At 57.3% G+C, this 15,437-nt stretch carries 16 protein-coding genes; 14 read left to right on the plus strand and 2 right to left on the minus strand.

What is annotated here, in order from left to right; genetic code table 11:
• Positions 1–5: 5 nt before the first annotated feature.
• Positions 6–1,232: an MFS transporter gene (locus tag E0765_RS04005; RefSeq protein WP_255417845.1), complete on the plus strand. Its 1,227-nt coding sequence runs from the start codon at positions 6–8 to the stop codon at positions 1,230–1,232.
• Here the strand turns inward: E0765_RS04005 and E0765_RS04010 are convergent.
• Positions 1,208–1,615, minus strand: coding sequence for a cytochrome c (locus tag E0765_RS04010; protein WP_132811934.1), 408 nt, complete (start codon positions 1,613–1,615; stop codon positions 1,208–1,210). The genes E0765_RS04005 and E0765_RS04010 overlap by 25 nt on opposite strands.
• Before the next feature lie 59 nt (positions 1,616–1,674).
• A complete protein-coding gene (locus E0765_RS04015; RefSeq protein WP_132811935.1) occupies positions 1,675–3,168 on the minus strand; it encodes a SulP family inorganic anion transporter in 1,494 nt (497 codons plus the stop codon).
• Positions 3,169–3,371: 203 nt separating this feature from the next.
• Between E0765_RS04015 and mnmH the strand changes: the two genes are divergently transcribed.
• The 13 genes from mnmH to cysE all read left to right on the plus strand — a co-directional run bounded on the left by mnmH (position 3,372) and on the right by cysE (position 15,431).
• Positions 3,372–4,385: a tRNA 2-selenouridine(34) synthase MnmH gene (gene mnmH, locus E0765_RS04020; protein ID WP_165921657.1), complete on the plus strand. Its 1,014-nt coding sequence runs from the start codon at positions 3,372–3,374 to the stop codon at positions 4,383–4,385.
• Positions 4,385–5,419: a selenide, water dikinase SelD gene (gene selD / locus E0765_RS04025; protein WP_132811975.1), complete on the plus strand. Its 1,035-nt coding sequence runs from the start codon at positions 4,385–4,387 to the stop codon at positions 5,417–5,419. The genes mnmH and selD overlap by 1 nt, the downstream gene beginning before the upstream one ends.
• 3 nt (positions 5,420–5,422) lie before the next feature.
• The gene (locus E0765_RS04030; RefSeq protein WP_132811937.1) at positions 5,423–6,505 is read left to right on the plus strand and encodes a transglutaminase-like domain-containing protein; all 1,083 of its coding nucleotides are present in this window, start codon (positions 5,423–5,425) and stop codon (positions 6,503–6,505) included.
• Positions 6,502–7,113 (plus strand): mercuric transporter MerT family protein, encoded by a 612-nt coding sequence (locus tag E0765_RS04035; RefSeq protein WP_132811938.1) that lies wholly within the window; start codon positions 6,502–6,504, stop codon positions 7,111–7,113. The genes E0765_RS04030 and E0765_RS04035 overlap by 4 nt, the downstream gene beginning before the upstream one ends.
• Complete coding sequence (locus E0765_RS04040; protein ID WP_165921658.1) at positions 7,101–7,367, plus strand: heavy metal-associated domain-containing protein; 267 nt, start codon at positions 7,101–7,103, stop codon at positions 7,365–7,367. Before E0765_RS04035 ends, E0765_RS04040 begins: the two co-directional genes overlap by 13 nt.
• Before the next feature lie 59 nt (positions 7,368–7,426).
• Positions 7,427–9,097 carry a SulP family inorganic anion transporter gene (locus E0765_RS04045; RefSeq protein ID WP_132811940.1) on the plus strand — a complete coding sequence of 557 codons (1,671 nt, stop codon included), beginning with the start codon at positions 7,427–7,429 and terminating at the stop codon, positions 9,095–9,097.
• Between the two features lie 90 nt (positions 9,098–9,187).
• Positions 9,188–10,051, plus strand: a complete 864-nt coding sequence (flgA, locus tag E0765_RS04050; protein WP_165921659.1) for a flagellar basal body P-ring formation chaperone FlgA — start codon at positions 9,188–9,190, stop codon at positions 10,049–10,051.
• Positions 10,048–10,575 (plus strand): UbiX family flavin prenyltransferase, encoded by a 528-nt coding sequence (locus E0765_RS04055; RefSeq protein ID WP_132811942.1) that lies wholly within the window; start codon positions 10,048–10,050, stop codon positions 10,573–10,575. Before flgA ends, E0765_RS04055 begins: the two co-directional genes overlap by 4 nt.
• Positions 10,562–11,068 carry a pantetheine-phosphate adenylyltransferase gene (gene coaD / locus E0765_RS04060; RefSeq protein ID WP_188109922.1) on the plus strand — a complete coding sequence of 169 codons (507 nt, stop codon included), beginning with the start codon at positions 10,562–10,564 and terminating at the stop codon, positions 11,066–11,068. The genes E0765_RS04055 and coaD overlap by 14 nt, the downstream gene beginning before the upstream one ends.
• Positions 11,068–11,649, plus strand: coding sequence for a dTMP kinase (gene tmk / locus E0765_RS04065; RefSeq protein WP_132811977.1), 582 nt, complete (start codon positions 11,068–11,070; stop codon positions 11,647–11,649). The genes coaD and tmk overlap by 1 nt, the downstream gene beginning before the upstream one ends.
• Positions 11,646–12,860 carry a histidine--tRNA ligase gene (hisS, locus tag E0765_RS04070; RefSeq protein ID WP_132811943.1) on the plus strand — a complete coding sequence of 405 codons (1,215 nt, stop codon included), beginning with the start codon at positions 11,646–11,648 and terminating at the stop codon, positions 12,858–12,860. Before tmk ends, hisS begins: the two co-directional genes overlap by 4 nt.
• Positions 12,857–14,719: a biosynthetic arginine decarboxylase gene (speA, locus tag E0765_RS04075; RefSeq protein ID WP_255417846.1), complete on the plus strand. Its 1,863-nt coding sequence runs from the start codon at positions 12,857–12,859 to the stop codon at positions 14,717–14,719. The genes hisS and speA overlap by 4 nt, the downstream gene beginning before the upstream one ends.
• A gap of 10 nt (positions 14,720–14,729) precedes the next feature.
• Entirely contained in the window at positions 14,730–15,431 is a 702-nt protein-coding gene (gene cysE, locus E0765_RS04080) for a serine O-acetyltransferase (protein WP_132811945.1), read from the plus strand.
• Positions 15,432–15,437: the final 6 nt, after the last annotated feature.

Genomic DNA, 15,437 nt, shown 5'->3' on the forward strand with positions numbered 1-15,437 from the left:
ATCGGATGAGTCATCCGGTAAACGATCACGAACAGATCATTAAACCGAATCCGCTCAATAAAAACATCGTCGGCCTCGGGGCCAACAGCTTTTTTACCGATTTTTCGACCGAGATGATCCTGCCGTTGCTGCCCATCTTTCTGGAGCGGTTCCTGCACGCGACGAAAACGCAGATCGGCCTGATCGAAGGGCTGGCGGAGCTCTCCGTCGCCCTCCTTATCGCCCTATCGGGGTTCTACTCCGACCGCCTCGGGCGGCGCAAGGGGATCGTCGTCTTCGGATACGGCCTTTCCAATCTGATCAAACCCCTTGCTTTCTTCGCCCAGAGCGCGGGGATGGTCGCCATGATCCGGATCGGCGACCGTCTGGCCAAAGGGATCCGTGTCGCTCCCCGTGACGCGCTGATCAGCGCCTCGACCCCCAACGGCACGAGCGGTTTTGTGTTCGGTTTTCACAAAATGATGGACGGTGCGGGGGCGCTGGCGGGTTCTTTGGCCACTTTCGCCCTGCTCTGGGCGCTGGGAGAGAGCGAAGAGACGTTTCGCACGATCTTTGCCCTCAGCCTCATTCCGGGGCTTATCTCGATGGCGATTTTAGTGTTCGTCATCACCGATGCCCCCTTCACCCCCTCACCCGCCAAACAATTTCGTCCCGATGCCCTGCCCGCAGCGTTTTACACCCTTGTCTTTTTCCAGACCCTTTTTTCCCTCTTTGCGATGAACTATTCGTTCATGATCCTCAAGGCGGGCGACAACGGCGTCGCGCTGGCGATGATACCGCTTGCCTACGCCCTCTACAACCTCACCCAGGCGTTTTTCGCGATCCCCATCGGCCGTCTGGCCGACCGCTTCGGCAAAGCGACGCTTCTGGCCTTTGTCTATCTCGCATTCGGTCTGGGAGCGATCGCGATGGCTTGGGGAGGAGTGTGGGGAGCGTGGATCGGATTCGGCATATATGGTTTTTTTGCCGGAGGGTTCAACGCGCTGGCCAAGGCGATCATCTCCGACACGGCGCCGCAGGAGCTCAAAGCGACGGCATACGGCGTCTATTACACTTCGGTCGGACTGGCTACGCTCGCGTCGCTCGTGATGGCGGGATGGCTGTGGGATCGTTTCGGCAGCACGGTCCCCTTTTGGGTCGCGGGGATCTCCGCGGCAGTGCTTGCCGCGATTTTATACGCGTGTCGCAAACGTTTTATCCTCGCCGATCAGCGAAATAATGTCCCCTCATAGCGGTCATACACCCATTCGGCAACGGCCTGACGCTCTTTTTCGGAGAGTTTCCCCTTCAATGAGGGCATGATCCCGAATTTCTCGATCGCCATCGGATGGCACATGCTGTACTGTATATCAGGGTTTTCGATGTAGTCCTTGACGAACGCGATAATGACGCGGCGTTTAACGTCATTGTCCTCATCTGAAATGATCACGTTTTCTTTTAATCGATGCGATACTTCGACCATCGGAGGGGCTTTGAGGGTGTGAAGGGTGCGGATCACCTCTTGTTTTTCCATCATCTCGACGTGGCAGGAGGCACAATGTTTCTGATACACGGCGTATCCCTCCGCTCCCCACGCGTAGAGGGCCGAAACGGCGAGCAATGACGCTATTTTCATTCAGTTCCTTTTTTGAGAGGGATGATAGCGGCTTTGGAGAAAAGAGGAATTGACGAAAATCAATGCCCTCCCATCACCTTCTCGATTTCGGCGGGTTTGTCGTGGATGCCGAAGCGGTCAATGATCGTCTTGGTCGCTTCGTTCTGACCGACCACCTCGACCTCTTTGCCCATCTTGCGGAGCTTGATAACGGCCTTGTCGAGGGCATGAACGGCCGAAATGTCCCAGAAGTGGGCGCGCGTGACGTCGATGATGACGTGTCTGACATCTTCGCGGTAATCGAATGCGTCGGCGAAGCGGTCGGCCGAGTTGAAAAACACCTGCCCGACGAACTTGTAGACACGGGTGGAGCTCGTCTCTTCGAACGATTTTTCCCAGTAGAGGAAATGGCTGATCTTGTTCGCAAAAAAGAGCGACGCCAGCAGCACCCCGGTAAATACCCCCAGCGCGAGGTTGTGGGTCCAGACGACGACGATGACGGTCGAGAGCATCACGACGTTCGTGGAGAGCGGAAGCGTTTTCAGCCCTTTAATCGAGGCCCAGTTGAACGTCCCGATGGAGACCATGATCATCACCGCCACCAGCGCCGCCATCGGGATGATGGAGATCAAATCGGACATAAAGACGACCATGACGAGCAGCAGTACCCCGGCGACGAGGGTCGAGAGGCGGCCCCGGCCGCCCGATTTGATGTTGATGACCGACTGGCCGATCATCGCGCATCCCGCCATCCCGCCGACGCACCCGCTGGCGATGTTGGCGATCCCCTGCCCTTTGGCCTCGCGGTTTTTGTCGCTGTCGGTGTCGGTCATGTCATCGACGATCGTCGCCGTCATGAACGATTCGAGCAGCCCCACTGCCGCCAGCGCCGCAGAATAGGGAAAAATGATCGCGAGGGTCTCAAAGTTCAGCGGCACTTCGGGCCATAGAAAGATCGGCAGCGTATCGGGGAGCTGCCCCATGTCCCCGACGGTGCGCACGTCGATCCCCATATACACGACAACGGCGGTGAGGACGACGATCGTGACCAGCGGCGAGGGGATCAGCTGCCCCAGTTTTGGGACGTAGGGGAAGAGGTAGATGATCGCCAGCCCCACCACGGTGAGGGCATAGACGTGCCACGTGACGTTGGTCAGTTCAGGAAGCTGCGCCATGAAGATCAAAATCGCCAGCGCGTTCACAAAGCCTATCACGACGGTGCGGGAGACGAAGCTCATCAGCACTCCCAGCTTCAGGTACCCCGCAAGGATCTGCAACACCCCGGTGAGGATCGTCGCGGCCAGCAGATATTGCAGGCCGTGCTCCTTGACCAGCGTCATCATGAGCAGGGCCATCGCCCCTGTCGCCGCCGAGATCATCCCGGCGCGTCCGCCGACGAACGCGATCACCGTCGCGATACAAAACGAGGCGTAAAGCCCCACCTTCGGATCGACCCCGGCGATGATCGAAAAGGCGATCGATTCGGGGATGAGCGCCAGCGCGACGACGATACCGGCGAGGATATCGGCACGGATATTGCCGAACCACTCCTGCCTCGGGGATAGCAATAACATGAAAACTCCTTGATGGCATGCACGCGAAAACATCTCCCGATTTGGACAAGCCCGAACGAAAAGCAAGAAATTCGCAGTGGAGGAGAACGGGAAGAGTTTTGCGGAAAAATATCGCGAATTGTAATACACTGCCGGTTAAGCAGAGGTTAATTACCCGATGCACTCATGTAACCATCAGCCCCCAGGTGCTACAATTGCGCATCATGCAAACCATACCGATTGAAACTTTCCTGGATACGCTCCATACCTACGATCTCGTCATCGATGCCCGAAGCCCGCGCGAATACGAAGAGTCCCATATCCCCGGCGCCCGAAACTTCTATGCACTCAACGATGAAGAGCACCGTATCGTCGGGACCCTGTACAAACAGGTTTCCCCTTTCGAAGCACGGGTACAGGGGGCCTCGTACGTCTGCGTCAATGCGTCCAACCATATCAAAGCGCTTTACCCCGCCTTCACCCCGAATTCCAAGATCGCGATCTATTGCGCCCGCGGAGGGATGCGCTCTTCTTCTCTCTCGACCATTTTTTCGAGTATCGGCTACCGGATCGACCGTATCCATGGCGGTTACAAGCAATACCGCCGGTACGTCGTCGACTATCTCGACTCCCTACCCTCCATCCGTTTCATCACCCTCTCGGGACATACGGGATGCGGAAAAAGCGAACTGCTCGAACACCTCGACAATGTCCTTGATCTCGAAAAAATGGCCAACCATTACGGCTCCGTTTTCGGTGACGTCGGGGGCCTCCAGCCGAGCCAAAAAGAGTTTCAAAACCGCATCGTACACGGCTACCGCGCCCTCGATCCCCGCCGACGCGCTTTTGTCGAGTCCGAAAGCAAACGGATCGGACGGCTTACCCTCTCTGCCGCCATACACGATCAGATGATGCAGGGATTCCGCGTTGAAATCACCGCTCCGCTCGAACAGCGCGTGTCGCGGATTATACGGATGTATGACCGGATGGACGGGGCTTTTTTTAGCGAGCGGATGGAGCGGATCTCTCCGTACATCAGTCGCGAGGACAAAACAGCCGCACTGTGCGCCTTCGACAACGGTGATCTTGAGCATGTCGCCGAAATCCTTTTGGTGCAGTATTACGATAAAGTTTACAAAAGATCGCACACGCCCGATCTCACACTTCACAACGACGATCCGGCGCAGACCGCCGCAACTCTTGCGGAGCTGCAGCGCGAACTGGAGAAGCACCCATGATGAACACCGACGCCAAACTGACCAAATTCGTCCGCGCCTCGGGATGTGCCGCCAAACTCTCCCCCGGTTCACTGGGCGACGTCACCTGTCGTCTCGTGTCGTTTCACAAAGACCTTATTGTGGGTTTCGAAGGAAACGAAGATGCGGGGGTCTTCCGTATCGACGATACAAACGCGATAGTGCAGACGCTTGATTTCATCACCCCCGTCGTCGACGATCCCTTTATCTACGGGCAGATCGCGGCGGCAAACTCTCTCAGCGACGTTTTTGCGATGGGGGGCGATCCCAAAACGGCTCTCAACATCGTCGGATTCGACGGCAAGAACCACACGACCGAAATCCTGACCGAGATCCTGCGCGGCGGCCAGAGCAAGGTCGCCGAATGCGGCGCGGTCATCGTCGGAGGGCATACGATCGAAACCCCTGAAATGATCTACGGCCTCTCGTGCACGGGGTTCGTCCACCCGCAGAAGATCCTGCGCAACAATGCCGCCCGCGAAGGGGATATGATCGTCCTGACCAAGCCGCTGGGGGTGGGAATCCTCGTCACCGCGATCAAAGCCGATCTGTTGGACGCTCCGACGATGATGAAGGTGGCCGAATCGATGCGCACCCTCAACTACAAAGCGTCCCTGATCGCCCGCGAGTTCGACGCGCACGCCTGCACCGACGTGACGGGTTTCGGCTTCCTGGGCCACCTGTACGAGATGTGCACCCCCTCGACCTCGATCGAGGTCGAGGGTTCCTCCGTCCCCTTTTTCCCAGTGGCGCTTTCGATGGCCTCGATGGGAATCATCCCCGCCGGAAGCTATGCGAACCGGGAGTACCTGCACGGAAAAGTCCGCTTTACGCACGACATCGGCAGCGATCTGGAAATGGTCCTTTTCGATGCCCAGACCTCCGGGGGACTGCTGATCGCCGCTTCCCCTGAAAACGCCCGCAGGATTGAGGAACGGTGCCGTAACGAGGGGATGAGCGCCGCCATCGTGGCACAGGTCGTTGCCAAACGCGATGCCGATATTTTTGTAGGATAGCCCATGACCCGACGCACTTTCATCACACATACAGCAACCATCGGCGCTTTAGGGTTCCTTCCCGCGCACGCGGAAGAACCGGCCGTTCCCTCTGCGAAATACGCCCTCTACGACATCACCTGGCGATTCGATCTTTCGCACCACGCCGGCCAAACGTCCCTGTGGATTCCGCTTCCTTCCGATATCGAGGGGTTCCAGCACGTTGTCAAACTGGGCTGGAACAGCGATGCGTCCGAGTGTTTCGAAACCGACCGAAACCGTGACGGCGCAAGAACCCTCTATGCCCTCTGGGAGAAAAGCGCCGTCGCCAAAACCCTCAATCTCCGCTTCACCGTCGCGCTGCGCGACCGCCGCTGCGACTTTCGCCCCCGGCGAATCTGCTCCGAAGCCATAAAGGAGGCCCAAGCCTTCTTGGCCCCTTCGGCGCACCTCCCCACCGACGGTGCCGTCGCCCGCGTTGCCGCCGCCATCGTCGCGCGTGAAAAAGAGCCCCTCACAAAAGCCCGCCGCATCTACGACTGGATCGTGGCAAACAGCTACCGCGACGAAAGCGTCATGGGATGCGGCATCGGAAGCCCCAACGCGATGCTCGCCGCACTCGAAAAAGAGGGGCGGATGGGGGGCAAATGCCTGGACATGTCGGCGCTGTGCGTCGCGCTGATGCGCGCTTCGGGGGTCCCCGCCCGCGAGGTGACCGGAGTCCGCGTGGGCCCTTCGCGTTTTTCAAGCGCATTCGGCGCGGGGGAGGAAATCACGAAGGCCCAACACTGCAAGGTGGAGTTTTTCACCCCGCAGCACGGCTGGATCCCCTGCGACCCCGCCGACATCACCAAACTCGTCCTCAAAGAGGGGATAGAAAAAACCTCTCCCCGTGCGCGTGAACTCACGGATCTCTTTTTCGGTTTCTGGGAAAACAATTGGATGGCGTTCAACCACGCCCGGGATTTCGACCTCTATCCCGCCAACGCACAGGGGGTCCTCGATACGTTCGGCTACCCCTACGGCGAGGTTGAGGGGGAATACCTCGATCCGTTCGGTCCCGCCTCGTACCGCTACGCAATCCGCTCGACCAAAGGGACCCTGTGATTCTCGATTGCCGCGACATGGAGTGCCCCCGCCCGGTGCTGGCGACGAAAAAGGCACTCGATTCCCTCCCGGACGATGCGACGCTGATCGTGGAGGTCAATACCCTCTCGGGACGCGAAAACTGCAAGCGGTTCGCCCTCTCCCAACACTGCAGCTATAGCGAAGAGCAACTACCCGACGGTGCGACGCGCCTCGTCATCGTCAAAGGGAAAGGCTATGTTTCCGGCCCCGACGTCGATAACCCGGTAGAAGCGATGATCGTGCGGGAACGCCAAAATTCGGTCCTCGTGTTATCGGGCGCTTTCGCCGCCGCATTGCTCTCGGCCTCGTGCTGCCTCGTTCCGACCCTGTTCGTCCTCTTCGGCGTCTCCTTCGCGGGGGTTGTCAACGTCGCCGTACTCGAGCCGTACCGATGGATTTTCACCCTGTCGGCACTGGGGATGCTCTCGTTTGGCTTTTACCGTATGGTGATCCGCAAGCAGATCGAATGCGACTGCGAGCCCAGCGCCGCATCCAAAGTCCTGAAAGGGCTTTTTTGGGTGTTGTTCCTCCTCACTGTGGCCGTATTGTTCTATCCCTACTACGAAGGATGGATATGGCAAGAATAATCCTCGTACTCTCCCTCTGCGCCGTTTTCCTCCAGGCGCGCGAATGGACGCTGCGGATCGGGGGGATGCACTGCATCGCCTGCACCCTTGCGGTCAAAAAGGCACTGATGGAGGTCCCCGGAGTCCGAAACGCCAAAGTCACGTTCAAAAACGAAACCGCCCTTGTCGACACCGATGAGAGCGTCACTCTCAATGCAATGCAAACCGCCGTGGCCCGAACCGGGTACGCCATCACCTCCGCCGTTTCGAAATAGCGTTTCGGCGCAAAAAGTGCTACACTACCCCCATCGTTTTTCCCAAGGACCATTTTTTCATGTTGCGCTCTATCCACGACTCACTGGAGCCGAAACTCGTCACCCTCTTCAAGCGGCAGGGCTACAGCCGCTCCGATTTCGTTGCCGATGCGATCGCGGGACTCGCGGTTGCCATTGTCGCCCTCCCGCTGGCCATGGCGATCGCGATCGCTTCGAATCTTCCCCCCGAACGGGGTCTCTTTACCGCCATCGTCGCCGGTTTTTTGATCTCGGCACACGGCGGCAGCCGCTACCAGATCGGCGGGCCGACGGCCGCATTCATCGTCACCGTCGCCACCGTCGCGATGAAACACGGCTACGAGGGGCTGGTACTCGCAACCATCATGGCGGGGGGTATCCTTGCGCTGATGGCTTTTTTACGGGCCGGAGAACTGATCAAATTCATCCCCTATCCCGTCATCGTAGGATTTACTTCGGGGATCGCCCTTCTCATCGCTTTTTCGCAGATCCGCGATTTTTTCGGTCTGCACGTCGACACCGTACCACCCGATTTCATCGACAAACTCACCCTCTATCTTGCCCATCTGCACGAAACCAACCTCGCGGCGGTACTCCTTGCGACGGCATCGATCGGGGTGATTCTTCTTGCCAAGCGTTATACTCCCCGCATCCCCGGTCCCATCCTCGTCGTCATCCTCTCGGCCTCGGCCGTCTGGGCGCTGAACATCCCCGTCGAAACGATCGAAAGCCGGTTCGATTCGATCCCCTCGATGCTGCCAAGCCCCGTATGGCCCGACATCACCTTTGAAAAGCTCCGGTTGCTCCTCCCCGATGCGATCACGATCGCGACGCTTACGGCCATCGAATCGCTTCTCTCGGCCGTCGTCGCCGACGGAATGACCGGTACCCGTCACAAACCCAATGCCGAGCTCCTTGGACAGGGGGTGGCCAACGTCGCATCCGGGATCTTCGGCGGCCTCCCCGCCACGGGAGCAATCGCCCGTACCGCGACCAATATCAAAGCGGGGGCCAAAAGCCCGGTTGCGGGGATGATGCACGCGGTATGGCTTTTTGCGTTCATGCTGCTGCTCGCCCCGCTGATCGTGAAGGTTCCCCTTGCGGCCCTCGCCGCGATCCTCATGGTCGTCGCATGGAACATGTCCGAGATCAAACACGTCCGGGAGATCATGAAAGCCCCGAAAGCCGATCGGATCGTCCTGATCACCACCTTTGCGCTGACGGTACTCGTCGATCTGAATTTCGCGATCCAGGCTGGAATCGCCCTCGCATCGATTCTGTTCATCGATTCGATGATGAAATCGACCCAGATCAAAGCAGTCCGGAACGAGGAGGACGACCCCGATTCCACGGCCAACAAAACGATCCCCCCCGGCGTCGAAGTCTATGAAATCGACGGCCCTCTTTTCTTCGGCGTCGCCGAAAAACTGGTCGATACCCTGCTGCTGTTCGAAAAGCCGCCGAAAGTGTTCATCCTCCGGATGCGCCACGTCCCCCTTATCGATGCGGCGGGACTGCATGCGCTCGAAGTGGTTCAGGAGCGGCTCAGCCACCACGGCACCCGACTTATCCTCTCGGGGGTCAACCCGCAGGTAAGACGGTTCATCGCCCTCTCGGATTTGAACGTCAAAATCGGTTCTGAAAACATCGTCGACCATATCGACAAGGCCATCCTCAGAGCCTCCGTCTTTCTGATGCCCAAAGAGGGCTGATACCGATTCTTCTCGGGCACGCCGGCGCTGCGACGTAATCGCAGGGACTCCCTCAGGGCCCATCCGCGTGCAATGTGTTACAATCATGGAATGATTAAATGGATTTTTCTTCTCTTTCTCGGCACTTCGGCACTTTCGTACGAATTGCAAAAAGAGTATTTTTTTACCGATCACACAATCGTTTCCACCGACGTGTTCCCGCAAATCGGCAAACGTTTCGAGCTGGTGCGGATCCCTTCGGACAAACTGCTCTTCCGGCTCGATGCCAACGTCGTCGCCAAAACCTTCGAGCTCAACGGTGTCAAAATCGAAACGGGAAAAGTGCGCTTCGTCACGTTTGTAAAAAAAAGTCCCATTGACGTCACGTCGCTCAAAATCCAGCTCGCCCGCTTCCTCACCGAACGCTACCCCGCGATCGAAATCGAAGGGATCTCGGTCATTCCCCGGGGCTACGTGGAAGCTCTCCCCCCCGAAGCCAACGCCGTATTCGACGCTTCGTGCGCCCTGAACGGATCAGGGACGTTTTACGTGGTGGACGCCAACGGCCTGCGGCGCTATTTCGATTACAGCGTCGAAGCCACCCTCCCGGTGCTGCATACGACCCGCAAAGTCTCGCGCAAAGAGGTCCTAAACGGCATGAACACGGTCCAAAAAGCGATCCCTTTCGATTCGTTCCGTGATGTGCCGCTAAGTTCGATGCCCCAAAACGCCCAGCGTTTCCGCGCCTCGCTCAAACCCTACACTCCCCTGACGATACGCCATATCGAAAAAATGCCCCTGGTCCTCAAAAACGACAACATCGTCGTCGAAGTCCGAAACGGCACGGTCGTCCTCGAATTGATCGCAACAGCGACGCAAGAAGGGGGACTCTATGATATTATTACGATTCAAAAAAGGGACGGCAAACGCTCCCGGGCCAAAGTAATCGGAGAGAAACGGGTGGAACTGCAATGAAAATCGTGATCGGCATCAGCGGCGCCAGCGGCGCGGCACTGGGTCTCAAGACGCTGCGCGCCCTCCCCGACACGGTTCAAAAACACCTGATCGTCTCCGAACACGCGCAAATCGTCCTCGAAAAAGAGGAAAACCTCACCCTCCACCGAAACGACGAAATCTGGGCCTCCGTCGCCTCGGGTTCGTACGGAGCGGATGCGATGCTGATCACCCCCTGTAGCATGAATACCCTCGCCAAAATCGCCTGCGGCATCGCCGACAATCTGATCACCCGCGCCGCCGCGGTGATGATCAAGGAACGCCGTACGTTGATCCTCGCGCCCCGTGAGATCCCGTTTTCCCCCATAGCGCTGGAAAACATGCACAAGCTCTCCATGATGGGGGTCATCATCGCCCCTCCCGTTCTGGCCTATTACGGGGAACAAAACACGCTCGAAGAGATGGAAAACTTCATGATCGGCAAATGGTTCGACCTCCTCGGCATCGACAACAATCTTTACAAAAGGTGGGATGACCGTGCATAAAATCGCCCTTTACCCGGGGACTTTCGACCCGATCACCAACGGTCATTACGACATCATCGAGCGGGCGCTCCGGCTCTTTGACGAAGTGATCGTCGCCGTCGCCGAATCGCGGGACAAACGGCCGATGTTCTCCCTGGACGAACGGGTCGAGATGGCCCGCCTCTCCACGGCGCACCTGGGACGGGTACGGGTGGTGGGCTTCGACAACCTCACCGTCGAACTGGCCAACTCGCTGGGGGCAACCGTCCTCATCCGGGGACTGCGGGCGGTGAGCGATTTCGAGTTTGAACTCCAGCTTGGGTACCTGAACAAATCGCTCGACCCGAAAATCGAAACGGTCTACCTGATGCCCAAACTCCAGCACGCGTTCGTCAGCTCCTCCATCGTCCGCAATCTACTCAAATTCAACGGCAAGACCGATCATCTCCTCCCTCCCGCGGTACAGGATGTGATCCGCGGGATGAAGTCGTGCACACTACCGGGGCAGAACTGATGTACGTCGCGATTGAGGGGATCGACACCGCCGGAAAAAGCACCCAGATCGAACGGCTCCGTACACTCTACCCCGATGCGCTCATTACCAAAGAACCGGGCGGAACCGAAGCGGGAGCACGGATCCGTTCGATGGTTCTGGGGGGAGAGCTTAGCAGCAAAACGGCCGAAATGCTGTTGTTTCTCGCCGATCGGGCCGAACATACCGAAGAGATCATATTACCCAATATGAACCGTCTCATCATCAGCGACCGTTCCGCCGTATCGGGGATGGCGTACGCGGCGGTACAGCAGCTGTGTGACGAGTCCACCCTCGTGCTGCTCAACCGCCTCGCCACCGGAGGAACCCTCCCCGATCGCGTTTTCATCCTTCGACTCACCCCCGAAGAGCTCTCCCACCGCCTGGGCCAAAAAGAGCACGATGCGATCGAAGCACGCGGGATCGCCTATCTGCTGGAGATTCAAGAAGCACTCATCGCCTCGGCTTACGCGCTGGGAATCCAAACGCATGTAATCGATGCGACACAATCGATTGATACCATTACACAAGAGATATCCGATCTCATCAAAGGAGCCTTATGATCCAATCCCTTCGCGGCATGAACGACATCCTCAGCCCCGACTACGAGCGGTTCGAGTATTTCCTCGAAACCGCTTCGCGCATCGCCAAACGGTACGGTTTCCACTACATCGAAACCCCGCTGCTTGAAGAGACCGCCCTCTTCAAACGCTCCGTCGGCGAATCCAGCGACATCGTCGGCAAAGAGATGTACCAGTTTATCGACAAAGGGGAGAACGACGTCTGTCTGCGTCCCGAAGGAACCGCGGGGGTCGTGCGTGCCTTCATCCAGCACAAACTCGACAAAAAAGGCGGTATCCACCGTTTCTACTACCACGGTCCGATGTTCCGTTACGAACGCCCTCAAAAAGGACGCCTGAGAGAGTTCCACCAGTTCGGTGTCGAGAGTTTCGGGGTGGAGAGCGTCTACGAAGACGCCCTGATGATCATGATGATCGCCGATATTTTAAAAGCGCTCGGGATCGGCTACCGCCTCAAGCTTAACTCGCTGGGGGATCAGCACTGCATGCCCCCTTACCGCGAGAAACTGGTCGCGTTCATCGAGAGCTGCGGCGACGCTATCTGCGAAGACTGCGTCCGCCGCAAGTCGACGAACCCCATCCGCGTCCTCGACTGTAAAAACGAAAAGTGCCAGAGCCTCTACGTCAACGCTCCCAAACTGATCGACAACCTGTGTGAAGGGTGCGAAAGCGATTTTGCCACCCTCAAAACGATCCTCGACCAGCACACCATCGCGTATGAAATCGATACGAACCTCGTTCGCGGGCTGGATTACTATTCCAAAACGGCATTCGAATTCGTCAGCGACAACATCGGAAGCCAGAGCGCGATCGCCGGCGGCGGACGTTACGACCGTCTTGTCGAATTTCTCGACGGCAAACCGACCCCGGCGGTCGGATTCGCGATCGGGATCGAACGGCTTTTGGAACTGATCGTCATGCCAGAACCGAAACGTGAGGGATATTACCTGGGGGCCATGGACGCCGAATCGCTCCCGCTGGTTCTCAAAGTGGCCGAGGCGCTTCGTAAAACTCAAAAAGCGGTCGTAGAGTACGATCCCAAAAAGCTCCAGAACCACCTCAAAGGGGCCGACCGAATCAACGCCCGCTACTGCGCGGTCATCGGTGAAAACGAACGGAATACCGATACGGTGTGGGTCAAAGATCTCGAACAAAAATCGGAAACGCAGATTCCGATGAGCCAATTTATTTGAAAACAAATTCCAGCGGGGAGGAAACAGCGGTGAAAACGTACGGTATAGACATTTGGGGCGAAAACAACTTTATCATCGACCAGGGGAAAGTGAAGGTCAACTACAAAAGTTCCCCCTCGCTGCTCGAAATCACGCAGCAGGTGCGTAAAACCAACCTGCGCGGGCCGCTGATCCTCCGTTTCCCCCACCTGATCGGCAAACAGATCGACATGCTCTATTCCAACTTCCGCCGCGCGATCTTCGAAAACGACTACAACGGCAAATTCCACGCCGTTTTCCCCCTCAAAGTCAACCAGTTCCCCGAAGCGGTCGACGCGATCGTCGAGCATGGCGAAAAATACAGCTACGGCCTCGAAGCGGGTTCGAAAGCCGAGCTTGCCCTTGCGATGGCCAAAACCCCCATCGGTTCCCCCATCACCGTCAACGGTTTCAAAGACGAGGAGATGGTGACACTGGGCTTTATGGCCGCCCACATGGGACACGACATCACAATCACGATCGAGGGGCTCGGAGAGCTTGAATGGATCATCGACGTCGCGCAGCAGTGCAACCTGAAAGTTCCCAACGTCGGGATCCGCGTCCGTCTCCAAAGCGAGGGGAGCGGGATCTGGGCCAAATCCAGCGGCCTGAGCGCGAAATTCGGCCTCACCTCCACCGAGCTGATCGAAGCGATCGCGATGCTGCGGGAGAGCAACATGCTCGAGCACTTTACGATGATCCATTTCCACGTCGGCAGCCAGATGCAGGAGATCGCAACGCTCAAACGGGTGCTGCGCGAAGCGGGGAACATCTACGCCGAACTCAAAAAAATGGGGGCCGACAACCTCCGCGCCATCAACATCGGGGGCGGTCTGGCGGTCGAGTATTCGCAGCACCCCTCCACCCGTATGCGTAACTATACCCTCGAAGAGTTCTCCAACAGCGTCGTCTACCTGCTGCGTGAAATCATGAACGCCAAAGGGGTCGAACACCCCGACATCTTCACCGAATCGGGCCGATTCATCGTCGCGTCACACTCGGTGCTGATCGCACCGGTCCTCGAGCTTTTCAGCCACGACTACCAGACCAAATCGCTCAAACTCAAAGAGAAAAATCCGCCGCTGATCGAAGAGCTTCGTGAGCTCAACTCGCTCCTCTCGCCGCGCACCTGCATCGAATACATGCACGACGCGCTCGATCATATGGAGTCCCTGCTGACGTTGTTCAACCTCGGCCATATCGACCTCCAGGACCGCTCCAATGCCGAGATCCTGGTGCATCAGATCATCAAAAAATCGCTCTACCTCTCGCAGGACAACCCGTTGCCCGACATCGAACGGCTCCAGGTGAAACTGCAGGAGCGCTACCTGATCAACAGCTCCATTTTCCAGAGCATCCCCGACTACTGGGGATTGCAGCAGCAGTTCCCGATCATGCCGCTCGATCGGCTCGACGTTCCGGCCATCCGCGCCGCCAGCTTGTGGGACATCACCTGCGACAGCGACGGGGAAATCCGTTTCAAACCCGAAGCGCCCCTCTACCTCCACGACATCGATCTGGATGAAGAGGAGTATTTCCTCGCCTTTTTCAACGTCGGGGCGTATCAGGAGACGCTGGGGATGAACCATAACCTCTTCACCCACCCCAGCGAGTGTACGATTCTCATCAACGACACGGGGTATGAAATCGAAAATTTCACCGAGTCGGACAACGTTCTCAACATCCTCGAGGACATCGGTTATGACAAGTCCAAACTTCTCACCAACCTTAAAAATAAACTCGCCGTAAGCGAATTTAGCACAGAAGAAGAAAAAAGTGATACACTTCAAAAACTCGAAATGTATCTGTATCAAAACGGATACCTCCGAACCACGCGTTAAGGGATAGAATTTGGGACTGTTTTCCGAGATTGCCGAAGATTTTTCGAACGTTTACAAAAATGATCCCGCCATCAGCTCCCGAATCGAACTCTTCTTCAACTATCCCGGCGTCTGGGCCATCTTCTGGTACCGGATAGCCAACCGTCTCTATCGCCGCGGCTTTAAATCGTTCGCCCGTTTCCTGATGGGGATTAACCAGATTCTTACCAACATCGACATCCACCCCGGCGCGACCATCGGCCGCCGCGTTTTCATCGACCACGGGTTCGGCGTCGTCATCGGCCAGACGGCGATCGTCGAAGACGACGTCCTGATCTATCAGGGTGTGACGCTGGGCGGAGTGAGCCTCACCCCCGGCAAACGCCATCCGACGATCAAAAGCGGGGTCGTCATCGGCGCTGGGGCGAAAGTACTCGGTAACATCACCATCGGCGCGAACAGCAAGATCGGGGCCAATTCGGTCGTTGTGCGTGAAGTTCCCGAAAACAGTACGGCGATCGGCATTCCCGCCCATGTCATCCAGAAAGGACGGGACAAAGACCCTTTCAGCCACAACAAACTCCCCGACATCAACAAAGAGATGTTCGAATACCTCCTCAAACGGGTCGCCGTCCTCGAACACTACATGGTACAGGACAACAAAGAGATCCTTGAACAGGATCTCCAGCTCGAAAACATCTACGAATCGTTCATCAAGGCGATGAAGCATTAACAAACG

This window comes from Sulfuricurvum sp. IAE1 (genome assembly GCF_004347735.1).
Taxonomy (GTDB): Bacteria; Campylobacterota; Campylobacteria; order Campylobacterales; family Sulfurimonadaceae; genus Sulfuricurvum.